Raw genomic sequence first — 24,302 nt, forward strand, 5'->3', positions numbered from 1 at the left:
CGCAGGCTGCCCTTGTGCGTGAAAGCGTAGGGGCGGGCGTTGTCCGCCGTGCACGCGAGATGCCGAAGCGCGCGACGTTCGTGCGGATGGCGGAAGCAGTCCGCCCAGCGCTTCAGCCGCCCAGGATGTCGCCGTCGACGTAGAACCAGCGACCGTCCTCGCGCAGGAATCGGCTGCGTTCATGCAGGCGCTGCGCGCGGCCGCCGCCGACGCGGAAGCGGGCGACGAATTCGACCATGGCATGGTCGTCGTCCTGGTTTTCGTGCGCCTTCACGCTCAGCCCCAGCCATGTCGGCGTGGGTTGCTGCACGCCCAGACGTAAGGAGGTCGGGCGGGTCGACGGGTGCCAGCTGGCCAGCAGATAGTCCTCGTCGCGCAGCACATAGGCGCTGTAGCGCGAACGCATCAGCGCTTCGGCGGTGGCTGCGGGTTCGCCCCGGTGCAGCGGCTGACAGCATTGCGCGTAGCCGCGCGGATTGCCGCAGGGGCAGGGCGTGGAGGTGTCGACGGCTTTGAGAGCGTGGGCGCGGGACATGCCCGCATCATGCCGCGTTTGCGGCGGCCGGGCGAGTCCCGCGTCGGGCAACGCGGGACTCGCCGGCTGCGATCAATGATCCGCGCCGGTACCGAGGTACTTGGCGAACCAGTGGGCGGAACGCTTCATCACGTCGATGCGATCCTTCATCTTGTGGAAGCCGTGGCCTTCGCCGGCGTAGACCACCAGCTGCGTCGGCACGCCCATCGCGCGCAGCGCATGCCAGAACTCGAACGACTGCGGCGCCGGGCATTCGGCGTCACGTTCGCCGACCACGACCAGCGTCGGCGTCTTGTTCTGCTTGATGAAGTTGATCGCCGAGCTCTTGGCGTACACCGCCGGATCGTCGTAGACCGATTTGCCGAAGAACGGCAGCATCCACTGGTCGATCATGTTCTGGCCGTAGTAGCTCTGCCAGTTGGACAGGCCGGCGCCGGCCACCGCGGCGCGGAAGCGGTGCGTCTGCGTCGGCGCGAACATGCTCATGAAGCCGCCGTAGCTCCAGCCGCTGATGCCCAGGCGCTTGTCGTCGACCGGGTACAGCTTCTCGACCTTGTCGACGCCGGCGAGGATGTCGCGCAGATCGCCGTAGCCCATGTCCTTGCGCACGGCCTGGGTGTAGGCCGCGCCCTCGCCGAGGCTGCCGCGCGGGTTCGGCATCAGCACGAAGTAGCCCAGCGCCGAGTACAGGCCGTTGCCGCCCCAGCCCGAGCGCACGTTCCACACCGGGCCGCCGTGCACATTGACGATCATCGGGTAGGTCTTGTGCGGATCGTAGTTCGCCGGCAGCAGCAGCCAGCCTTGCACGTGGTAACCCTCGTTGGTCCACTCCACCGACACGGCCTTGCCCCACAGCGGCTTGAGGTCGTTGTTCTTGTGCGTGACCGCGCGCGGGGCTTGGGCGATGCGCGTCGGCTGGTTGTCACGATCGGTGGCGAAGCGACCGCTGTAGATCTCCGGCGCATGATCGAAGGTGCTGCGGATGAAGGCGAAGCGCGTGTGGTTGGCGGCCACGGCGACGGCCGAAGCCACGCTGCCGTCGCCGAGACCGGACGGGTCGGTCAGCAGCGGCTGCTCATGCGCGGGCTTGTCGCCGTCGAGGGTGAAGCTGGAGATGCGTGTCTTGCCCGAGGCCATGGCGGCCACCAGAAGATGGTCGTTGCCGGTCCAGGTCAGCCACGACGGCGAGGTGTGGATGCCCGGCGTCACGTCGACCGGCGCGCCGCCGTGGGACGGCACCACGTAGATGTCGCCACCGGTCGCGCCCTGATCGCTCATCAGGCCGCCGATGAAGGCGATGCGCGAGGCGTCCGGCGACCAGCGCGGCAGCGCGATCTGCAGGCCGTGCAGCGAACCCTTCACGGTGCCCGGATCGACCACCACGCGCGGCGCGCTGCCGTGGGCGGTGTCCTGGGCGTACAGCTTGGCCACCCACCAGTTGTTCTCGCCCGGCGGCGGCGCGGCGACGAAGGCCACGGCGTCGGACTTCGGCGACCAGCTGTATTCATAGACGAACAGCGACTTCGGCGTGACCGCGTGCGGCACGCCGTCCATGCCGACGACGTTGAACTGCTGATGCGAGATGTTGCTGACGCCGATCACGCCCACGCGCGCCTTGGTGGCGGCGGTGGCGCCGACGCGGTGGCGATCGCCGGCCACGTACAGCAGACCGAACTGCTTGCCGTTCGGCGCCCAGGTCAGGTTGTGTGCGTAGCCGTCGAGCTTGGTCACCGCATGGGCGACGGGCTTCGACGCGGCGGCGTCGGCGACGAAGATGTCCGCCTGGCTCGGATGCTTGTCGTTGCCGCAGTTGCCGAGAAAGGCGATGTGGGTACCGTCCGGCGACCAGTGCGGGCGCGCGATGTCGCGGCAGGCCTTGTCGGCGCCGGTGACGCCGACGTTGCGCACGTGACGGCCCCTGGCGTCGGCCAGTTGCAGGTGCTCGCCGTCCTTGTCGTGGAAGGTCCAGGCCAGCGTCTTGCCATTCGGCGAGACGGCCACGCCGCCGAAGCGCGTGGTCTTGCCCAGCGTCTTCAGGATCGCGGAGATCTTCGCGCTGGTGGCGTCCGAAGCCTTGGGGGCGGGCTGGTCGGCGTGAGCGGCGGCCGGCACGAACGCGGCCGCGAGCAGGCAGGAAAGCAGAGTGTGGGTCTTCATGGGGATTCCCGGGGACATGACCGATTGACGCTAGCACACCGTCCGGAGTGCCGGCCTGTGCCAGACGTACGGGTCGAGAGGATGTCCGTGAAGGCCGGAATCGGGGTCGATGCGCACGCAGGTTATTGAAACCAGAGCCGTCTATACGTCCATTCGTCATTTTGACGTATCGCGGTCCCTGTGCTTTAGTGATGGTTCCCCTCACGCACCGCGACGTACGTGCTCAGGAGCGACTTGCCTTTGTGGCCGGACGCTAGCGGTGGTCCGCCTGTTTTCGAGGTATCGCTTGACCGAATCGCGCGCACGCACTCTTTACGACCCCGCTTTCGAGCATGACGCCTGCGGCTTCGGCCTGCTGGTGCATGTGGATGGACGCACCAGCGCGCAACTGGTCGACGACGCCTTCGTCGCTCTCGCACGACTTTCCCACCGCGGCGCGGTGAACGCCGACGGCGTCAGCGGCGACGGCTGCGGCGTGCTGATCCACGGCGCGCAGGATTGGCTGCGCGCGCTGGCCGAGGCCGACAGCATTGACCCGGCGCCGCAATTCGCTGCCGGTCTGGTGTTCTTCGAGCGCGCCGAGGCCGAGCGCCATGCGCAGACGCTGGAAGACGCACTGGTCGAATCCGGCCTGTCCGTCGCCGGCTGGCGCGAGATCGCGGTCGACACTGAACCCTGCGGCCCACTGGCGACGGCGACCATGCCACGCATCCGCCAGGTCTTTGTCGACGCGCCGGGCGACATGGATGCCGCCGCCTTCGAGCGCGCCCTGCTGCGCGCGCGCCGCCGCGCCGAGACCGTGTTCGACGACGACGGCTGCTACGTGGCTTCGCTGTCCGCGCACGCCGTCGCCTACAAGGCCATGGCCGCGCCGGGGCGTCTGCGCGACGTGTTCGCGGACCTGAACCATCCGGCCCTGCGTGCCCGCGCCGTGCTGTTCCATCAGCGCTTTTCCACCAACACCACACCGCAGTGGCGCCTGGCGCAGCCGTTCCGCGTGCTGGCGCACAACGGCGAGATCAACACCATCCGCGCCAACCGCCGCTGGATGCTGGCGCGCGCGCCGGTGCTGGCCTCGCCGCACATCGATTTCACCGAGCTGGGACCGCTGGTGCGCCAGCACGGCTCGGATTCGGAAAGCCTCGACAACGCGCTGGAGATCCTGCTGGCCGGTGGTCTCGATATGCTCGCGGCCATGCGCGTGCTGGTGCCGCCGGCGTGGCAGGCCAACGACAACCTCGACGAGGACCTGGCTGCTTTCTACGAGTACTACGCGCTGCACACCGAGCCGTGGGACGGTCCGGCCGGTCTGGTGATGTGCGACGGGCGCTACGCCGCCTGCGCGCTGGACCGCAACGGCCTGCGCCCGGCGCGCTGGTCGCTGTCCGACGATCAGGTGTTGTTGGTGGCCTCGGAAACCGGCATCCGCGATGTGCCGACTTCGTCCATCGTCGCCAAGGGGCGCCTCGGCCCCGGGCAGATGCTGGCCGTCGATCTGGAGCGCCATCGCCTGCTGCACGACGCCGACATCGACGCCGTCAACGCCGCGCGCGCGCCGTTCCGCAACTGGCTGCGCGCCGGCGTGGAATACCTGGAGTCGGACCTGATCGATCCCAGCCTGGCCGCGCAGCCGCTGCCGGTCGATGAATTGCGCCGCCTGCAGAAGCTGTACGGCCTCAGCCGCGAGGAGCGCGAGTCCGTGCTCAAGGTGCTGGCCGAGACCGAGAAGGAAGCCACCGGCTCGATGGGCGACGACACCCCGATCGCCGCATTGTCGCGTCAGGTGCGCGCGCTGTACGACCGCTTCCGCCAGGGCTTCGCCCAGGTCACCAACCCGCCCATCGACCCGCTGCGCGAGCGGCTGGTGATGTCGCTGACCACGCAGATCGGCCCCGAGGGCAACTTCTTCAAGCTGGCGCCGGAGAACGCGCGCCAGATCATGCTCAATTCGCCGGTGCTCTCGCAGCGCAAGCTGCGTCAGCTGCTGGCCGTGGAGCCGTTCGCCGGGCACACCGTCACGCTGGACTTGTGCCGTCCCGGCAGCGAGGACCTGGAATCGGCCATCCGCCGCCTCTGCGACGAGGCCGAGCAGGCCGTGCGCGAGGGCGCGGCGCTGGTGTTCCTGACCGACCGCTACCCGCGCCGCGACAGCGTGCCCGTGCACGCGCTGCTGGTCACCGGCGCGGTGCACGCGCGGCTGATCGACGTCGGCTTGCGCTGCCGCTGCAACCTGATCGTGGAAACCGCCACCGCGCGCGACGCGCATCACTTCGCCTGCCTGATCGGCTACGGCGCGACGGCGGTGTACCCGTGGCTGGCCTACCAGAGCCTGTTGGATCTGGGCCGCGCCGGCTTCATCCGCCAGGACAAGGCCGAGCCGTTCGAGGTTGGTCGCAGCTACCGTCGCGGCATCCGCAAGGGGCTGTTGAAGATCCTGTCGAAGATGGGCATCTCCACCATCGCCGGCTACCGCGGCGCGCAGCTGTTCGAGATCATCGGTCTGGCGCCCGAGGTGGTGGACCTGTGCTTCCCCGGTACCCCCGCGCGCATCGGCGGCGCGAGTTTCGACGACCTCGACCGCGACCAGCGCCAGCTGGCCGCCGAGGCGTGGGACGAAAGCGTGGCGCTGCGTGCAGGCGGCCTGTTCAAGTACGTGCACGGCGGCGAGTACCACATGTACAACCCGGACGTGATCGCCTCGCTGCAGGAAGCCGTGCGCAGCGGTGATGCCACGGCCTACCGGCGCTACGCCGATCATGTCGATCAGCGCCCACCGTCGGCGCTGCGCGATTTGCTGCGCCCGATCGAAGCCGAGACGCCGTTGCCGCTGGAAGCGGTCGAGCCGCTGTCGGCCATCGTGCGCCGCTTCGATTCGGCCGGCATGAGTCTGGGCGCGCTGTCGCCCGAGGCGCACGAGGCCCTGGCCATCGCCATGAACCGCCTCGGCGCGCGCTCCAACTCCGGCGAGGGCGGCGAGGACCCGGTGCGCTACGGCACCGAGAAGATGTCCAAGATCAAACAGGTCGCCTCCGGTCGCTTCGGCGTCACCCCGGCCTACCTGGTCAACGCCGAGGTGCTGCAGATCAAGATCGCGCAGGGCGCCAAGCCCGGCGAGGGCGGTCAGCTGCCCGGGCACAAGGTCAATTCGATGATCGCGAAGCTGCGCTTCGCCAAGCCGGGCATCGGTCTGATCTCGCCGCCGCCGCACCACGACATCTATTCCATCGAGGATCTGGCGCAGCTGATCCACGATCTCAAGCAGGTCAATCCCGAGGCGCTGATCTCGGTGAAGCTGGTCAGCCATGCCGGCGTCGGCACCGTCGCCGCGGGCGTGGTCAAGGCCGGCGCCGATCTCATTACTGTGTCCGGTCACGACGGCGGCACCGGCGCCAGCCCGCTGACTTCGCTCAAGTACGCCGGCACGCCGTGGGAACTGGGCCTGTCCGAGACCCGCCAGACCTTGCTCAAGCATGGCCTGCGCGACCGCGTGCGGCTGCAGACCGACGGCGGTCTGAAAACCGGCCTGGACGTCATCAAGGCGGCCATCCTCGGCGCCGAGAGCTTCGGCTTCGGCACCGCGCCGATGGTCGCGCTGGGCTGCAAGTACCTGCGCGTGTGCCACCTCAACAACTGCGCCACCGGCGTCGCCACCCAGCACGAACTGCTGCGCCGCAACCACTTCGTCGGCCTGCCGGAGATGGTCGAGAACTTCTTCCGCTTCATCGCCGAGGATGTGCGCCAGTGGCTGGCGCGGCTGGGTGCGCACTCCGTGGAGGAGATCATCGGCCGCACCGAACTGCTCGAACGCATCGACGCGCAGCTGGCCGGTCTGGAGAAGATCGACCTGTCGCCCTTGCTCGCCCACGAGCACGGCCATCGCGACATGAAGCCGTACTGCATTCGCACCCGCAACCCGGTGCGCGAGACCTCGGCCCTGGTCGAGGCCATCCAGGCCGACACCGCCACTGCGGTCGCCGCCGGCAGCGGCGGACGCTTCGCCTACGCCATCCGCAACGCCGATCGCGCCGTCGGCGCGCGCCTGTCCGGCGCCATCGCGCGGCAGTGGGGCGACGCCGGCATGGCCGATCACCCGCTGACCCTGGCCCTGGCCGGCAGCGCCGGGCAGAGCCTGGGCGCGTGGAACGCAGCTGGCCTGCACATCGACCTGACCGGCGAGGCCAACGACTACGTCGGCAAGGGCATGGCCGGCGGCCGCATCGTGCTGCGTCCGCCCGAGGACGCCGGCTACGCCAGCCACGAGGCGCCGATCCTCGGCAACACCTGCCTGTATGGCGCGACCGGCGGCGAACTGTATGCCGCAGGCACCGCCGGCGAGCGCTTCGCGGTGCGCAACTCCGGCGCGCTGGCCGTCACCGAGGGCGCCGGCGACCACTGCTGCGAATACATGACCGGCGGCGTAGTCGTGGTCCTGGGTCGCGCCGGCCTCAATTTCGGCGCCGGCATGACCGGCGGCTTCGCCTACGTTCTCGACCTCGACCGCGATTTCGTCGATCGCTACAACCACGAGTTGGTCGACATCGTCCACATCACGCCCGAAGGCACCGAGCACCACATGCAGCACCTGCGCAACCTGATCCGCCGCCACGCCGAACTCACCGGAAGCGCATGGAGCAAGCGCTTGGTCGACGACTTCCGCGGCGTGCTGCACCGCTTCTGGCTGGTCAAGCCGCGCGCCGCCAGCCTGGAAGCGCTGGCCGAGGAACTGCGGAGGGCCGCATGAGCGACGAATCCCTGTTCCGCTTCGTCGACATCCCGCGGCAGATGCCGCGCCGCGTGCCGGTCAAGGTGCGCGTGACCGGTCACGACGAAATCTACGGCGACTTCCTGCCCGACGACGCCGGCGAGCAGGCCGGTCGCTGCATCGACTGCGGCAACCCCTACTGCGAGCACGCCTGCCCGCTGCACAACTACATCCCCGACTGGCTGAAGCTGGTGCAGGACGGCCACCTGACTGCCGCCGCCGAGCTGATGCACCAGACCAACCCGCTGCCCGAAGTGTGCGGCCGCGTGTGCCCGCAGGACCGCCTGTGCGAAGGCGCGTGCACGCTGGAGCAGGGCGACTTCGGCGCCGTCACCATCGGCGGCATCGAACGCTGGGTCACCGACCAGGCGATCCGCCAGGGCTGGCGTCCCGACCTCAGCCGCGTGCGTTCCATCGGCCGTCGCGTGGCCGTGATCGGCGCCGGGCCGGCAGGCCTGGCCTGCGCCGACGTGCTGGTGCGCAACGGCGTCGAGGCGCACGTGTTCGACCGCCACGAGGAAATCGGCGGCCTGCTCACCTTCGGCATCCCGCCGTTCAAGCTCGACAAGCACGTCATCCGCCAACGCCGCCGCGTGCTGGAGGACATGGGCGTGCACTTCCACCTCAACACCGAGATCGGCATTCACCGCCGCTTCGACGATCTGCTGAACGACTTCGACGCGGTATTCCTGGGCACCGGCGCCTACCGCGCCATCGACGGCGAGCTGCCCGGTCGCGACCTGCACGGCGTGCATGCCGCCCTGCCGTTCCTGATCGCCAACGTGCGTCGCATCCTGCACCACCAGCCGCTGGACCCGCGCTTCGACGTGGCCGGCAAGCGCGTGGTGGTGCTGGGCGGCGGCGACACCGGCATGGACTGCGTGCGCACCGCGATCCGCCTCGGCGCGTCCGAGGTCAGCTGCGTCTACCGCCGCGACGAGGCCAACATGCCTGGCTCGCGGCGCGAGGTGCAGAACGCGCGCGAGGAGGGCGTGAACTTCCTGTTCCACCGCCAGCCGCTGCGCATCGTCGGCGACACACAGGTCGAGGGCGTGGATCTGGTCGAGACCAAACTGGTCGACGACGGCAGCGGCCGCGCGCGGCCGCAGAACGTGCTCGGCAGCGAGAAGGTGCTGGCTGCGGATGTGGTCATCATCGCCTTCGGGTTCCAGGTCGATCCGGCCGAGTGGATGAATCAGGCGGGTATCGAACACCTGGCGTCGGGGCGCACCATCACCGGCGGCGAAGGGCGGTTGCCGCATCAGACGGCGCATCCGCGGGTTTTTGCGGGTGGGGATATGGTGCGGGGGGCGGATCTTGTCGTGCGCGCGGTGTTGGATGGGCGTGAGGCCGGGCATGCGATGGCGCGGATGTTGCGCGCTGAGCTTCAAGCGGCCTGAACTTCCTGCACCGTTCTCGACGGTTCATGACTTCGATGAAAAGCGGTTCCGACCGGCTGGCGCCGGCCGGGTTCCTTTCTTGTTCGCCCAAGAAAGGAACCAAAGAAGGGCGCCCCAACGTCCGCGCCTTCCGGCCCTTCGGGCCTCCAGGTCCGCTCCGGGTTCCGGGGGTTCGTCGACAGGTCATCCTGACCTGACGACGAACTGGCGCACATCCCTGTGCGCCACCCTGCGGGCCTGATCCTCCACCCTCCGCCGCTACCGAAGGGGGCGGGGTTGTACGCCTGAAGCCACCGCAGCATTCAATTCATGCGGTTGTAAGTGAAACTGGAACCGTTTTGGTGTCATCTTGTGACTCGTGTAGGTTTAATCTGAGTTGGCGCTGGTGATCTGGGCTAGAAGGGGGCGCGGTTCGATGAGTATCTATCTTCGCAAGAGTATTCGTGTTGGACCTTTACGTTTCAATTTGTCCAAGTCGGGTATAGGCGTATCTGCCGGCATTCCCGGTTTCCGCGTAGGAATGGGGCCACGCGGCAACTATGTCCATATGGGGCGCGGCGGTTTGTACTATCGCACCACCCTTAAATATGGCGACAAGAATAGGCTGCAATCTCGACCATTCGACAAGATCCCAAGTGGACAGATGCAGCATGCAACTCATGCTCCGCTCGAGGAAATTGAGTCGGCTGATGTCCTACAGATAACCGATTCATCATCGGCTGATTTGTTGGACGAAATGAAGCAAAAGCGAGCCAGAATACGCTGGATGCCGATTACTCTGATTTCACTAATCATGCTGCTCTTGTCGGGAATGGCTCAGGGTTGGTCGGCGCGCGTCAACTTGGCGATTGTCGTCGCAGGATTGGTCGCATGCATTTACGTGCATGTGCGTGACACTTTGAGAAAATCAGTCGTGCTGTTCTATGAGTTCGATGAAAGCATGGAAACTGCGTACTCACATCTCCATGCGTCGGCCACTGAGTTGTCTCGATCTGCAGCGATATGGCATGTCGCTGCATCTGGTGAGGTATACGATCGGAAATATCACGCTGGGGCTAGCAACCTAGTTAAACGGAACAAGACATGGATACGCCGCATGGCGCCACCATTCCTGAAAACAAATATTGAGACTGTGGCCGTGAATGTTGGTCGGCAGACGTTGTATTTCTTTCCAGATCGCGTCTTTGTATATGAGGCCGCAGGTATCGGGGCAGTGGGATACCGTGACCTCAAGTTGGAAGTTTCACCAACCCGTTTCATCGAAGAAGGTTCAGTGCCTCGTGATGCCGAAGTGGTCGACTATACTTGGCGTTTCGTGAACAAGTCTGGCGGCCCTGACCGAAGATTCAAAAATAACATCCGTTTACCAGTTTGTAGATATGAAGATATTTACATCCGCAGCGCCAGCGGTTTAAACGAGCTGATTGAAATTTCGAGATGCGGGTGCGGGGAACATTTTCATCGAGCCATTCGGGAGCTCGCTAGAGTCATGCCAAAAGAAGCATGAGCCAATTTGGGAAGGATGCGATTAAATCGTCTTAGAAACCCCATGCCGCCACCCCAACCCCTTCGGTAGCGGCGGAGGGTGGAGGATCAGGCCCGTAGGGTGGCGCACAGGGATGTGCGCCAGTTCGTCGTCAGCACAGGATGTGCTGTCGGCGAACCCCCGGAGCCCGGAGCGGACCCGTAGCGCCGTAGGCGCGTAGGGCGCGGACGTGGGGTGCCCTTCTTTTGGTTCCGTTTTCTTGGGCAAGCAAGAAAATGAACCCGGCCGGCGCAGCCGGACGGAACCGCTCTTAAGAGATGAAACGCAACGGAAAGCAGCGCGCCGTGCCGACCCGGGTGTCAAAAGGGGGCGGGGGGCATTAAATGCTTTCGATTCTCTCACTCTGTCCAGCAGGCATCATGAGGCGGCATCGTCAAAGAACGGAGCCAGGTTCTCTTACGCCCGATTGAATGGAGTATGGGACTGTACCCGGCACTGTTCTTGGGCCGCTGGATGGGTACGGAGCGGCGTTGGATGTATCGGCCATGCTGCGGTCATCTCCTCAGGATGAGTATGCAAGTGACTGTCTTGCATATGGAAAATGATTTCCGGAAGATGGTCTTCAAGCCCGAACGGTTCGCTTCAGGCCGGGTTGCGTGTCTCGCACAGTCTTCAGGTCTCGCGATGCGCCGGCAACCGCTTCGGGGAGGGGGACGGGTTCGTACGAACCTTCGCGTATGCCATCTCGGGGGAGCATGGCGACGATCCCTTCTTCGCTGGCCTTGCCATGACGGCGTGGCTTCCAATGCAGCGTTCTTGCCCCCCTTTGCGGTGGGGCGGGCGCGAGGTCGTCGAAAGGACACGGGGGCGGCAGCATTCGATCGATGATGTGCCTGGAGACCATGATGCTCAGGAAACTATTCTTGCTGGCCGGGATCTTGCTCTCGGTCACCGCGCAGGCTGGTAGCATGTCATGTCAGAAGCGTTATGAGGTCGCCGTCAAGCAGTGCAAGGTCCTGAGGGGTCTGTGCATGGATGTCGGGGTATGCCGTCATATCCGGGAGAAATGTCCGCAGGGCGTCGGCACCAAGCAGGGTTGCCAGGCCTTCGGCGCCTGCACGCGGCGAAACACGCCGCCGATTTTCAATAACGTCTGTCGCTATGTGTGGCGCGAATCCCCGGCCGGCGGCGCCTGCAAGCCCAACAATGCCATCACCGAGCGGGTTGCGATCACCTGTCCGGGGTTCAACACGAAGTTGCCGGGACAGCCGGCCAAGAGCGGGGCCCTGGGACAGCTCGTGGGTGAGGCCGGGCAGTACGCGGATGCCACGTTCTCTTGTTCCGCGCAAGGGCAACGTTTCATGGCACAGCGGGAAAAATGCGTACACGCCATCCATTACTACTACCGGGGCTGTGCGACGGATCCGAATCGACCGACCATACCCGTCCCCAGTTGCTTGGAGGCCAATGCATTATTTGGTCCCGTATTGAAGTCGCCGATCGACGTTACCGTGCATCAGGCCGGGTATGGCGGCACGAGACGGGGTTCCATTTTGGCAGATCGGCGGCTTCCCCTGGAATGGGAAAGGAAATTGGGTGTCGAATACGACCAAAAGCCCCTCAAAGTCCAAATCACGGAAAGGGGCAAGGGTGGATCGAGGACCTTGTACGAGACCACGTTTGATGGTCGGCCTGGTCTTCGACCGGGAAGAGAGCTGGAAGTGCACGTCAAGCTGAAGGTGGACAAAAACAATATCCTCACCGGCCGCCTATACCTGGTGGATACGGCCAAGGACAAGTACACCAATTACAACGTCAACACCCTCGCCGAAAAGGATATCGGGCCGGTCCACCTGGACCGTCCAAAAGTCAGGACGAAGCCGAAAGAAAACGTCCGCGCCGCGTCCAGGCCACCACGAAGCGATGCAGCTTCTTCAAGACCCGCGCCCGCGGCACGCGCGCCGGTCCTGAAGAAAACGATCGGTATCGTGACGCAGGGCGGCAAGTTCTTTCCGCTGATTCCGGCGACACACCGCCTTCCCGTCACGTTCGCCGACACCTTTGCCAACGCCGAGACCAATCAGAAGGAATTGGAAATTCAGCTGGCACAAAAGGGTGAGGGCGAAGCGAAAAAGTTTTTTGATGCCGTGCTGACTAATCTTCCCCCGCGTCCGGCTGGGAAACTGATGGTGCGTATCAAGATCAAGGTCGATGCAGAGAAAAAACTCACCCTGAGCGCAAACATTCCAGAGACCGGTTACTACAAGGAATTTGGTCCCTTTGCCGTGGAATAGCGGCCACCTGCATGCTGTGCATCGGGTGATGTAAACACACTGCGTTTAGCGTCGTTGTGCGAAAGCCGCCCAGGTGATAACGGTTCCAGGTTCACTTACAACCGTTTGAAGTGAATGCTGCCGTGGCTTCCGGCGTGCAACCCTATCCCCTTCGGTAGCGACGGAGGGTGGAGGATCAGGCCCGCAGGGTGGCGCACAGGGACGTGCGCCAGTTCGTCGCCAGCTGTCGGCGAACCCCCGGAGCCCGGAGCGGACCCGTAGCGCCGCAGGCGCGTAGGGCGCGGACGCTGGGGTGTCCTTGTCTTGGTCACTTCTATTGGACAAGCAATAGAAGTGACCCGACCGGCGCCAGCCGGACGGAACCGCTCTTCGAAAACGGAGCGCAGCGGAATGCGGCGGACAGTGCCCGCCCTACGAGCCGCCCGCTGCCGAAGTGTGTGAATTCCCTCACGCCCGGCCGCAGCCGCGAGCCAAGTTCATCGACCTGTCACGCAGCGTCGATAGGTTCCGAGTGCACCTCACGCTTCATCACTCAACCACCCCATACGGAAGGGAATGACCATGCTTTCTCGAAGCAAGCTGAATGTCGTGATGCTGGCGGCCGCACTGGCCCTGCCCCTGTTCGCGCATGCCCACGGTCACGGCCATGGACACGGCCATGGCCATGGCCACGATCACGGCAAGATCCATGTCGCGCTGTGGGGCGATCAGTTCTATGCCGACGATCCGGCCGTGCGGGCCGCGCAGGAAAACCAGACCATCGACTCGCTGAACGACCACGATCTGGACTTCACCATCTTCGTCGGCGATACCAAGAACGGCCACAGCCTCTGCACCAATCAGGCCATTGGCCAGGATGTGGTCAACCGCTTCGACCGCGTGTATGCGCCGACGATCTACAGCCTGGGCGACAACGAATGGACCGACTGCCATCGCACCAGCAACGGCGGCTACGACCCGCTGGAACGGCTCGCCTACCTGCGCAAGACGTTCTTCAGCAAGAACGTCAGCCAGGGGCTGCACCCGATGCGGGTCGATCGCCAGGGCGCACCGGGGAAGGCCTACAGCGAGAACAGCCGCTTCATCCGTGATCGCGTGATGTTTGTTTCACTGAACGTGATCGGAAGCAACAACAACTTCGTGGCTACGGACAAGGAGTGCACGAAGAAGTCCATGCGTACCGCGGCCGATTGCGCCGCCGCCACCGCCGAATACCGCGCGCGCAATGCCGCGAACTTGCAGTGGCTGGCGGACGCCTTCGCCGTGGCCAGGAAGCGGCACCTGGCCGGTGTCGTGATCGCCATTCAGGCGGATATGTATGGCGGCATCGATGTCGCCGACGGCAACTACAAGGATACCTTCCTGCCAACGCTGGACCCGAGCTACAACGGCTTCGCCGATTTCTTCCACGCCATGATCGACGAGACCCAAAACTTCGACGGCCAGGTGGTGCTGGTGCATGGCGATTCGCACTACTTCCGCGTCGACAAGGCGATGGTCAAGGACAACGGCCAGACCCAGCCGAACTTCACCCGTGTGGAAGTGTTCGGCAACGCCGACAACAGCTGGGTGGAGATGACGGTCGACCCGGACACGAAGAACGTGTTCTCGTTCCAGCCGGTGTTCCTGCAGTAATCGCGGTACCAGGGATCGGACGGGGTACAGGGATGTACCCATGGGCGGCAGCAAGGAAGTCGATCACGGTGTCATGTCGACGCCCCATGCGCGCACGCAGGCACCGATCCGGATGCTATGGCGCGATCTAGTTCGGGCAAGGGGTGCGGCGCGGTCACGGTCGTGCCGGTCGGTCCAGCGACGGCGCCAGCAGTGCAGCGACCCAGTCCATGAATGCGCGCACCCGGTTCGGAAGGTTGCGCCGTTGCGCATACAGCAGCGTGACCGGCATGGGTTCGGCGTGCAGCTGCGGTAGCACTTCCACCAGGCTGCCGCTTTCCAGCAGCGCGGCCACGCCGGGGCGCGGAACCTGGACCAGGCCGATGCCGGCCAGGCAGGCGGCGACATAGGCCTCGGAACTGTTCACCGTCAACGCGCCGGCCATCGGCAGGCTGCGATAGCTGCCGCCCTCGGCGTATTCGAATCCGGGCGAACGCGCCCCGAGCGTGGATACGTAGTGCACAAGTTTGTGTGCATCCAGGTCGTCCAGCGTGTGCGGCATGCCGTGACGTTCCAGATAGGCCGGACTGGCGCAGGTGATGACCGGCAAGACCCCGAGTTGGCGCGCCACCAGCGTGCTGTCCGCGACCGGGCCTACACGAAGCACGCAGTCGAAGCCCTCGCGGATCACGTCGACATAGCGGTCGGTGCCGCTGAGTTCGATCTCCAGCTGTGGGTGGGCATCGAGAAATTCGGGCAGGTGCGGCAACACGAAGTTGCGCGCCAAGCCGCTGGACATGTCCACGCGCAGACGCCCGCGCAACGCTTGCGGCCCCTGCTGGAACATCGATTGCAAATCGTCGACGTCATCGAGGACTTCCTTGCAGCGGTCGTAGAAGGCCTCGCCGTCGGCGGTCAGGCGCACGCGGCGCGTAGTCCGGTGCAGCAGCTGCGTGTTCAGCAGCGTTTCCAGCTTGCGCACGGCGGTCGAGGCGCTGGCTTTTGGCAGGCCCAGACTGTCGGCTGCGCGCGTGAAACTGGACAGTTCAGCCACCCGCACGAAGACCTGCATGATGTCGAGTCGGTTCATGGCGGCATAATTGTTCAAAATATATGAACATTCAAATCATATTTTATGGATTTATTGTCTCTTTAAAGATCAATAGATTGACGCCTGTCCAATTCCCCGACAGGAGATCGCCATGCATACCTCCACACCCATCGCCCTCATCACCGGCGGCAGCCGCGGCCTCGGACGCGACATGGCCCTGAAGCTGGCTGCACAGGGCACCGACGTGATCCTGACCTACCGCAGCCGCCACGACGAGGCCGCGGCCGTAGTCGCCGCCATCGAAGCCATCGGCCGTCGCGCCGTGGCGCTGCCGCTGGACGTTGGCGACAGCGCCGGTTTCGACACCTTTGTCGAGACGGTCGCCGAGGCGCTGCGTACGCACTGGCAACGCGAGCGCCTCGACTTCCTGGTCAACAATGCCGGCATCGGCGCCCATGCATTGTTTGCCGACACCGAGGAGGCGCAGTTCGACGCGCTCATGAACGTGCACCTGAAGGGCCCGTTCTTTCTGACCCAGAAACTGCTGCCCACCCTCGCCGACGGCGGCAGCATTCTCAACGTCTCCAGCGGCCTGGCACGTTTTTCCCTGCCCGGTTTTGCTGCCTACGCGGCCATGAAGGGCGCGATCGAGGTGCTGACCCGCTACCAGGCCCGCGAGCTGGGCGAACGCGGCATCACTGTCAACGTGCTGGCGCCGGGCGCCATCGAGACCGACTTCGGCGGCGGTGCGGTGCGCGACAATCCCGAGCTCAACGCCTTCGTCGCGGCCAATACCGCGCTGGGTCGCGCCGGACACGTCGACGACATCGGCGATGCCGTCGCCGCACTGCTCGGCCCCGGCGGCCGCTGGATCAACGGGCAGCGCATCGAGGCCTCCGGCGGGATGTTCCTGTAGGTCCTGACCGACGGCCCGGGTGCGCGGTGCTGCGTGATGCACCGACCCCGGGCCGTCCGTTTTCCGTTGCGGACGGCGGTCGCGCGTGCCGCCGAATCCGACCGACGCAGGTCGCCGCGCCAAGTCCGTGCCCAGCGGCCGTGCGGAAGACGCGTTGAAGTCGATTGCGCAGCGCACCGGCCGAAGCACGTCCTTCCGATTCGATCATCCAAGCTCCAGGAGCATGCGTCATGCCCGCAACCTTCATCCTTCTTTATCGATACACCGACGACGTGGCACGGCAGGACGCCGTACGCCCGGCCCATCTCGCGCACCTGCGCCGTCTCGTCGACGCAGGCACGCTCGTGGCGTCGGGACCCTGGGGGGCCGGGGAGGTCCGCGGCGGTCTGCTGATCATGCACGCCGACGATCTAGCCGCCGTGCAGACCATCGCCGAGCGGGATCCGTTCATGATCGAGGGTGTGGTCGCCACGCATGAGATCCGCGAATGGCTACCGCTGCTTGGGCCGGCGGCAAGTGCGCTTGCGGTGGCGAAGACCGCAGCCGGCTGAGTCGCTTCCGGAAGGCGGACCGTCGGTTTCAGCGGCGAGGGTGCTCATCCAGCCGCTGAAGGATGCGTTGCGCTCCAGCCTCGGCGCCGTCCTTCCGCGCCACGATGATTCCCACTTCGACGGCGCGTTGTTGCAGGGCGTGATCCGCGAGCATGGCGCCGAGCGTGGCAGTGGTCCGATCGGCGCGATACGTGTGTCGTGGACATGCGCGCCCGACCCCGAGCCGTATCACGCGCGCCGCGTTGTCGGGCTGGTCGACCAGATGCGGTACCACCAGTTGCGGTCGCCCGCTGCGCAGCGCCTGCGCGGTGGTGCCGATGCCGCCGTGATGCACGATGACGCTGGCCTGTGGAAACAGCTGCGCGTACGGCACGTAGCCGGTGATGTGCACGCGCTCCGACGCTTCCGCCGCCCAGCGCGCGACGCGTTCGTCATCCAGAACGAACGCCGCGCGTGTGCCCAGCGTGTGTACCGCGGCCAGACTTTCGCGCACGAAGATTTCCGCGTCATGCACGGCGGAGGTGCCCTGGGTGAACACTAGCGGCGGTGGACCGGCGTCGAGGAACCGCTGTGTGTCCGCATCCAGCGTCGCGGGAACGCCGCGCTCGCCGTCATGAAAAGCGAAGCCGACGATGTCCGTATGCGCTGGATGATCCGGCTGCGGCGCACCGAAAAGCGAGGAGTACAGCGCCAGCACGCCATCATCCGAGAACGCGCCTTCGAACAGTGGGTGCGCGTCGGCGGGCGGCAGATCGAGCACGTGTCGCAGGGCGTCGATGGGCCGCGCCCAGCGTCGGCTTACGCGCTTGCCGAGGTCGATGAAAGCGCGTGTCAGCGTCGGGCCACGGCGATACACCCAGCGCGACAGTCTCTCGGCGTTGGCGACGATCGGCGGATCGTAGGCCGACCAGAACACCATCGGCTGCAGGGCCACGCTGAAATCCGGCAGCCCGCGTTTCTCGGCGGCGAGCTTGGCGCCGTAGGCCACCGAATGCGTGACCAGCGCGTCGGCGTCGGCGCTGATCGCCATGATGTCCTCGTAGGCGTCACGCAGCGCTGGCATGACGATGTGGGTCAGCAGAAATTGCGGTTGGCGGGCGATGCGCAGGGTCAGCTCGTGTTCGTCCAAGCCGAGGCGGTCGATGACCGCCTGCATGTCCGGTCGCATCCGCGCGAACGTCAGACCTTCGGCTTCGACCTTCTCCCGATATTCACTCGCCGCCGCCAGCGTTACGCGCGCGCCGTGTCGCTGCAGCGCGAGCGCCAGCGCCATGAACGGATGCAGGTCGCCGTGCGTGCCGAACGTGGCCAGGACGATGTGCGTAGGGGTCTGCGTGACAAGGGTGAGATCGTGCGGCGGCATGGATCGACTGTACCTGCATTCATGCCGCAATCCACGATGCGTGGGCCTGCCTGTCGTTGCGAAGCGCGCGTGGGTACAGGGACGCCTTTGGGTCGTGCCATGGCATGTCCGTCGGTTGCAACACGGACATCTTGCTGTCGCTTTCCTGTGGATGGGAAGTGTCCCAGTGGGTACTCCAGGGGTCCAGTGGCAGCCGGTCCGGTTTTGGCTTGATCCGTGAAAATATCTGACTATAGTCAGCTAATGGATGAAGATCAGCTTGCCAGGGTCCGCCACTTCAACCGCGCGGTGACGCGCCGCATCGGCGTGCTCAACGACAACTACCTGGGGCGCGGCCGACCGCTGGGTGAGGCGCGTGTGCTGTTCGAGATCGGTTGCGACGGCATCGAGGTGCGCGCGCTGCGGGCACGGCTGGCGCTGGACTCGGGCTATGCGAGCCGTCTGCTGCGGGCGCTCGAGGCGCAGGGCTTGATCCGTTGCCGCCCCGATGCTGAAGACCGGCGCGTGAGGCGGGCGACGTTGACGGCGAAGGGGCGACGCGAGGTGGATGCATTGGACCGTCGCTCGCAGGATGCGGCGGAAGCCTTGCTGGCGTCGCTCGGTGCCCGGCAACGCGAGCGCCTGGTAGCGGCGATGGACGAGGTCGAGCGACTGATGCGTGCGGCGGCGGTCACCGTGGCGCAGGCTGACCCCTCGGGTCCGGAAGCGCGTCGTTGCATCGCTGCCTATCTGGACGAACTGAATCGGCGTTTCGAGAACGGCTTCGATCCGGCACAGAGCGTGTCGGCCGAGCCGGACGAGCTGGCGCCGCCGGCGGGCTGGTTCGTGCTGGCGCATCTGGACGGCGAGGCCGTCGGCTGCGGCGGCCTGAAGGTGCACGGCCGTGACGGCGAGATCAAGCGCATGTGGGTCGCGCCGCAGGCGCGCGGCCTCGGTGTCGCGCAACGTCTCCTGGAAAACCTGGAAGCGCGCGCCGCCGAGCTGAGATTGAAGCGGTTGCGGCTGGACACCCATTGTTCCCTGGTCGAGGCGCATGCGCTGTACCGGCGCAACGGTTATGCCGAGATTCCCGCCTACAACGACAATCTCTACGCGCATCACTGGTTCGAGAAAGTCATCGGTTCGGGAAAGAAGCGTGCATGAAGCGGCACGGGTTCTTCGCGGGTGGAATGGTGGAAGGAGAACGCACCGAGATGAAATGGATGAACGCAGCAAGATCCGAGTGCCACGGGACCGTGATCGGGATCACGTTGCTCGTGATGGGCGTCACGAGCTTCGGGTTGGTCTTTTTCAGTGTTCCGGTCAGCTACGAGATGTGGAGCGGCGACATCAGTCCGGGAGATCGAATTCCCGGTGATGCGTTTGCCCGACGTTCATGGGAGCGATGTCCGGTGTCGGTATCGAGGTGGTGCTTCTTGTTTCCGGATACTTGATTGTCCATTCGTTGATTCGAAGAAAATGATGTACCCGATGAGCGGCGCGTGACGCTCTCGCCGCGGATCGCGACGGGCCGTGTGAAACGACAAGGAAAGACTGGATGAAAAAGATGATCGCGTTGGTCCTGGTGTTTTTTGCATGCCAGGCCATGGGAGCCGTACCCCTTCCGAAAACCCCGGCGGGGACCGCGCTCAAGGACTGGCTCGGTGCCTATGACGCCGGGGATGCCGGCAAGCTTGCGTCGTTCAAGGCGCGCTACAAGCGGCACTGGGCCGTGCAGGACATGCTCGATAGCCGTCATCGGACGGGCGGCTACAGCGTTCTCCGGGTCGAGAAGTCGTCGCCGGCCAGCCTGACCGTGCTCATCGGGGAAAACGAATCCGATGCAGTGCATCGGCTGCACGTGAGCATGGGCAAGGCAGGGCAAGGGGATGCGCTCACGATGTCGATCGAGCACGACGTGAAACGTCCTCCGGATCTGCAGATTCCCCGACTGAGCCAGGCGGGTGCGATCCGCGCGCTGTCCAGACGGACCGCTGCACTGGCCGATGCGGACGAGTTTTCCGGTGCGATCCTGGTAGCCAGGGACGGCAAGGTGCTGTACGAACACGCGTGGGGGCAGGCGGACAGGGCGTCGGGAACGGCCAACACGCTGCACACGAAATTCCGCATCGGTTCGATGAACAAGATGTTCACCGCCGTCGGGATCTTCCAGCTGGCAGAGAAAGGCAAGCTGTCGCTGGACGCACCCTTCGGCACCTATCTCACGGACTATCCGAACAAGCGCGTGGCATCGCGGGTGACGATACGCGAATTGCTGAATCACACGGGTGGGACGGGAGATATCTTCGGCCTGGCGTTCGACGCGAACCGGGACAAGCTCAGGGGCAACGACGATTACATCGATCTCTACGGCAAGCGTGGCCTGGATCATCCGCCGGGCAAGTCCTTCGAGTATTCGAACTTCGGCTTCGTGATTCTCGGCGCAGTCATCGAGCGCGTCAGCCACATGTCCTATTACGACTACGTGCAGCGGCACATTTTCCAGCCGGCGAAGATGACGTCGACGGGCACGTTGCCCGAGGCGGTGCATGTGCCGGGCCGATCGACCGGCTACATGTGGCGTCATGGCGCCTGGGTGTCCAATACCGATACATTGCCCTATCGAAGCACGGCTGCGGGCGGTGGATACTCCACGATCGGCGACATCTTCCGCTTCGTCCGGGCGCTGCAGGCGGGGCGCCTGATGTCGAAGAAGGATCTCGGTGAAGCCACGACTGCGGTATTCCGTGACGACGCGACGGGGTACGGCTACGGATACGGCTTCGAGGTGCTGCACGAAGGCGGCGTCAAGAGCTACGGCCACGAAGGTGGCGCCCCGGGCATGAACGGGGAACTGCGGGTGTTTCCCGCGCAGGGGTACGTCATCGTGGCATTGAGCAATCTCGATCCTCCGAGCGCGCATCGCCTCGTCGACTATTTCTCCCTGCGCATGCCGAAGAACCGGTGAGGAATTGAAACGGAAAATACGAATGACCGTCTTCCGCTCCCGGGCGCTCGCCGGATGATTTTGCCGAGTGCCGCGGTGCGGTGCGCTGGATTTTTTCGATCCGAGGCATCCTGTACGGTAGGCAGGCAGTCCGCGGTCGGCGGCTGTCATTTCAGGAATAATCCATTCGATACAGGGGGTTAGCATGTTCGTTTATGTACCCGGTCGGGCAGCGGAACTGCCTTTTTCCGTACCTGAGGGTTCTTGCTGCAATTGTGGTTCTGTAAGGAATCTTTCCTTGGTGGCAACACCGCTCAAGCGGACGCGCTACATGGTGCTCGCAGGCACGGAGATGCGGTTCACGCTGGCGTTTCCCTACTGCGCGTCCTGCGCGAAGACGGCGACCCGGTTCCCCAAGGGATTGGGCATGAAGCTTCTGGTGGGATTCGCAATTTTCTGGGCCTTGCTTCTCGCCGTTGTCCTTGCCTTTCCGAGTTTTGGTACGAAGCTTTCCGGGCCTGCGCTTTTTGCCGCTGTTGCCATTCTGGCGGGGGTGCTGACACTTGCGATCTTTTCACTGCGCAGGGCGCGTCCGCCCCAGACCAGCTATTCCCAGCCGGTCACATTGAAGGCGGTGAAGCAGACGTTCTCGGGCAAGATTGCGCGTCTGACGCTGAAGTTCTCGAATCCGGACTATGCGGTGCGGTTCTCCTCGCTCAACCAGCCGTTCATCGATGTCGGCACCCTAGAAGTCGTGCATGCGAAATAAGGCCACGGAGTCACTGCGGAAAGTCCCCGGAGAAACGCGCCGCTTGCAATCGCGAACAACCGCGACTAGGATGCCCGCCCTCGCGCCGATCTGCGGCGCGCGATTCATCAGGATATTCACCATGTGCAACGGGCACCACAACGCGATTCGCATCGAACAGACGCCCGTCATGCGTCTGCATGATGACGCGCGTGTGCCGTTCGTGCTTGCACGTGGCCCGATGCATTCATTGACCTGATCGCACATCGCGAGGAGGTCGATTCACGACCTCCCCGGTATCCGCGAACGCCCCGGGAAGGCTCTGCCCCCGGGGCGTTTTCGTTTCTACCGGCGTTCGCGCGACAAGGGATTTTTCTCGCAAAGAATTCGGCGCGTGGATGCGCGCCAAACGAATGGCTGTTTCGGCAAGAGACAGTCATCTGTGACCGGTTGGCATCGGTTCGCAGCGGTCCGGGTTGTATATCCCGGCCGGTGCGCGCGGCGCTGCCGTGGCGTATGCCGAGGATCGACGGCGCCGGTCACACGCTAAAGGTAGCTCAGTCTGGGAGAGCGCAGCATTCAGTTTGCTGATGTCGCAGGTTCGACTCCTGCCCTTTGTATCGATAGCTCAACTGGGAGAGCAACGGTCTCATAAACCGTAGGTTGCGGGTTCGAGTCCCGCTCTTTGGCACCCGGGACGCAAGTCCCACACCCGGGAACGCTCCTTGGGCGTGCCTGCTGGGTGGTCGCTTCGGTGGCCTGGACGGCGTGCTGGGCCAGGTCGTCAGCCTGAAGGATCGCTGAGATGCGGCGTCGATGCCGACACCCGTCTCCGGCGCAGGACGCGCCTTGAGCCGCCCGGTTTCCGGGCGGCTTTTTTTTGTGCGCGCGAGGTCGCCTGCGCAATCACCCAAGACGACATGCTGACAACAGGGACACGATGCACGATTCGCTGCATCCGGTTGAGTCACTGTGCGCCATGAACAGAAAGCGCGACGAGCGCGCATAGCCATGTCGCTGCGCGCGGCCGGTCAAACCTTTTCCTGCTTGATGGCATCTATACGACCGTTGGCCCTTCGGGCGAACGGTTTTTTTGACGGGTTTCCCCGAATGCGGACGAGTCGTGCTGCAAGCGAGTGTGCGCGGCCTGGTTGCATCGGGATGTCGGACCTGTCCGCAGCAGGTCAGGGAGTTTCCATGGGAAAGCGTTACCTCGTTTCGTTCCATCTTCTCGTCGTACTTGTTCTTGCCGGTCTGTGGGCGACGGCGCGAGCGGCTCCAGTGGTCCCGGTAAAGGCAGCGGGCCGGCTGACGCTGGCGAAGGAATTTCACCTCGCCTCGGCGGCGCTGGGCGACGAGCGCACGATTCTGGTTTCGGTGCCCGACGGCTACGACACATCCAAGGCGCGTTACCCGGTGATCTATCTACTGGACGGCATGCAGAACATCCGCCACGCGGCTGGTACCCGCGATGTGCTGGTGCGTTCCGGGGACATGCCGCCGGTGATCCTGGTCGGTCTCAAGAGTGTCGACCGCACGCTGGACATGACGCCGTCGCGCATGACGGGAAATCCGCAGAGCGGCGATGCCGCGAAGCTGCTGGCGCATCTCCGGGACGAGGTGATTCCTTTCGTCGAAAAGCACTACCGCACGAATGGTTACCGGGTGCTCGCCGGGCATTCTCTCGGTGGACTGTTCTGCGCCTATGCATGGATGAAGGCGCCGAAGCTGTTCGATGCCGAGATCGTCATGTCGCCGGCGCTGTGGTGGAACCACGAGGAAATGGCGAAGGAGGTCGGCCCTTTTCTCGAGACGCATCCGAAGCTGAAGACCTCCTTGTATTTCGGCATTGGTGCCGAGGATGGTCAGGGCATGCGCCAGGAACTGAGGCGCTTTGTCGATACGGTAAAGGAAGCACGCCCATCGAACGTGCGTGTGGGGTACCGGGAATTCGATGGCGAAGGTCACATGTCCGCGCCGCTCAGAATCTTCTACCGCGGCGTGAAGTTCATCTTCGCCGACCTGCGGTTGCCGCAGGGAATCATCGACCATTTCTCGACCGGCGCCTTTCTGGCCCATGAACACATGATCCAGGACAAGTACGGCGCGGCAGCGCGGCAGGCGCAGGAAATCTATGTACCGTTGGGACTGCAGCTGATGCAGCAGGGCCGCTACGAAGCGGCGATTGCCGTGCTTCGGCGCAATGCCGAGGCCTATGCCGACAACCGCTATCCGCGAAACAACGCCTGGCTGGCCAGCGCCTACGAGAAGGCCGGGCGCACGTCCGAAGCGCTTGCCGAATACCGGCGCGCTTATCGTCTTGCTGTCGAGACTGGATACGGCGAAGCCGAGAACTATCGTCGGAAGATCATCGAGCTGGGTGGTCGCGTGGACTGATTTCTGGCGGATGGACCCAAGCGTGCAAGTCCGTACAAAGGTCGTGGTGCGGGTTCACATGTTTGTGCTCATGGCGCATCGACGAGCGATTGAACAACCGTA

The 24,302-nt window shown here is 64.6% G+C and carries 16 protein-coding genes and 1 tRNA gene; 13 read left to right on the plus strand and 4 right to left on the minus strand.

Translation table 11 applies throughout. From position 1 onward, the window contains the following. Positions 1 to 112: 112 nt before the first annotated feature. Entirely contained in the window at positions 113 to 535 is a 423-nt protein-coding gene (locus BTJ49_RS04195; RefSeq protein WP_113064135.1) for a YchJ family metal-binding protein, read from the minus strand. 72 nt (positions 536 to 607) lie between these two features. After that, positions 608 to 2,692, minus strand: a complete 2,085-nt coding sequence (locus BTJ49_RS04200; RefSeq protein ID WP_113064136.1) for a S9 family peptidase — start codon at positions 2,690 to 2,692, stop codon at positions 608 to 610. A 286-nt stretch (positions 2,693 to 2,978) separates the two neighbouring features. On the opposite strand from BTJ49_RS04200, the gene gltB reads away from it, so the two are divergent. The 5 genes from gltB (at position 2,979) to BTJ49_RS04225 (ending at position 14,269) form a co-directional block, all read left to right on the plus strand. Beyond that, on the plus strand, positions 2,979 to 7,433 hold the full coding sequence (gene gltB / locus BTJ49_RS04205; protein WP_240601727.1) for a glutamate synthase large subunit: 4,455 nt from the start codon (positions 2,979 to 2,981) through the stop codon (positions 7,431 to 7,433). Then, entirely contained in the window at positions 7,430 to 8,854 is a 1,425-nt protein-coding gene (locus BTJ49_RS04210; RefSeq protein ID WP_113064138.1) for an FAD-dependent oxidoreductase, read from the plus strand. Before gltB ends, BTJ49_RS04210 begins: the two co-directional genes overlap by 4 nt. A gap of 415 nt (positions 8,855 to 9,269) precedes the next feature. Next, positions 9,270 to 10,361: a DUF4236 domain-containing protein gene (locus BTJ49_RS04215; RefSeq protein WP_113064139.1), complete on the plus strand. Its 1,092-nt coding sequence runs from the start codon at positions 9,270 to 9,272 to the stop codon at positions 10,359 to 10,361. 902 nt (positions 10,362 to 11,263) lie between these two features. Then, entirely contained in the window at positions 11,264 to 12,634 is a 1,371-nt protein-coding gene (locus BTJ49_RS04220; RefSeq protein WP_146742264.1) for an Hsp70 family protein, read from the plus strand. 561 nt (positions 12,635 to 13,195) lie between these two features. Continuing rightward, positions 13,196 to 14,269, plus strand: a complete 1,074-nt coding sequence (locus BTJ49_RS04225) for a hypothetical protein (protein WP_146742265.1) — start codon at positions 13,196 to 13,198, stop codon at positions 14,267 to 14,269. 154 nt (positions 14,270 to 14,423) lie between these two features. Here BTJ49_RS04225 and BTJ49_RS04230 read toward each other — a convergent pair whose 3' ends face one another. Then, a complete protein-coding gene (locus BTJ49_RS04230; protein ID WP_113064535.1) occupies positions 14,424 to 15,338 on the minus strand; it encodes a LysR family transcriptional regulator in 915 nt (304 codons plus the stop codon). 112 nt (positions 15,339 to 15,450) lie between these two features. Here BTJ49_RS04230 and BTJ49_RS04235 point away from each other — a divergent pair, with 112 nt between their 5' ends. Beyond that, complete coding sequence (locus tag BTJ49_RS04235; RefSeq protein WP_113064142.1) at positions 15,451 to 16,215, plus strand: SDR family oxidoreductase; 765 nt, start codon at positions 15,451 to 15,453, stop codon at positions 16,213 to 16,215. Positions 16,216 to 16,445: 230 nt separating this feature from the next. Continuing rightward, complete coding sequence (locus BTJ49_RS04240) at positions 16,446 to 16,766, plus strand: YciI family protein (protein ID WP_113064143.1); 321 nt, start codon at positions 16,446 to 16,448, stop codon at positions 16,764 to 16,766. Between the two features lie 28 nt (positions 16,767 to 16,794). Here the strand turns inward: BTJ49_RS04240 and BTJ49_RS04245 are convergent, their stop codons facing one another. Next, positions 16,795 to 18,129 (minus strand): glycosyltransferase, encoded by a 1,335-nt coding sequence (locus tag BTJ49_RS04245; RefSeq protein WP_113064144.1) that lies wholly within the window; start codon positions 18,127 to 18,129, stop codon positions 16,795 to 16,797. Positions 18,130 to 18,372: 243 nt separating this feature from the next. On the opposite strand from BTJ49_RS04245, the gene BTJ49_RS04250 reads away from it, so the two are divergent. The 6 genes from BTJ49_RS04250 to BTJ49_RS04280 all read left to right on the plus strand — a co-directional run bounded on the left by BTJ49_RS04250 (position 18,373) and on the right by BTJ49_RS04280 (position 24,200). Continuing rightward, positions 18,373 to 19,272, plus strand: coding sequence for a helix-turn-helix domain-containing GNAT family N-acetyltransferase (locus BTJ49_RS04250; RefSeq protein WP_113064145.1), 900 nt, complete (start codon positions 18,373 to 18,375; stop codon positions 19,270 to 19,272). Further along, a complete protein-coding gene (locus BTJ49_RS04255; protein ID WP_113064146.1) occupies positions 19,269 to 19,562 on the plus strand; it encodes a hypothetical protein in 294 nt (97 codons plus the stop codon). Before BTJ49_RS04250 ends, BTJ49_RS04255 begins: the two co-directional genes overlap by 4 nt. Positions 19,563 to 19,666: 104 nt before the next feature. Continuing rightward, a complete protein-coding gene (locus tag BTJ49_RS04260) occupies positions 19,667 to 21,076 on the plus strand; it encodes a serine hydrolase domain-containing protein (RefSeq protein WP_113064147.1) in 1,410 nt (469 codons plus the stop codon). A gap of 280 nt (positions 21,077 to 21,356) precedes the next feature. Continuing rightward, the gene (locus tag BTJ49_RS04265; RefSeq protein ID WP_146742266.1) at positions 21,357 to 21,824 is read left to right on the plus strand and encodes a hypothetical protein; all 468 of its coding nucleotides are present in this window, start codon (positions 21,357 to 21,359) and stop codon (positions 21,822 to 21,824) included. A gap of 524 nt (positions 21,825 to 22,348) precedes the next feature. Further along, a tRNA-Leu gene (locus BTJ49_RS04270) sits at positions 22,349 to 22,423 on the plus strand. Positions 22,424 to 22,814: 391 nt separating this feature from the next. Beyond that, positions 22,815 to 24,200, plus strand: coding sequence for an alpha/beta hydrolase-fold protein (locus BTJ49_RS04280; RefSeq protein WP_113064149.1), 1,386 nt, complete (start codon positions 22,815 to 22,817; stop codon positions 24,198 to 24,200). Positions 24,201 to 24,302: the final 102 nt, after the last annotated feature.

This window comes from Oleiagrimonas sp. MCCC 1A03011, assembly GCF_003267965.1.
Classification (GTDB): domain Bacteria; phylum Pseudomonadota; class Gammaproteobacteria; order Xanthomonadales; family Rhodanobacteraceae; genus Oleiagrimonas; species Oleiagrimonas citrea.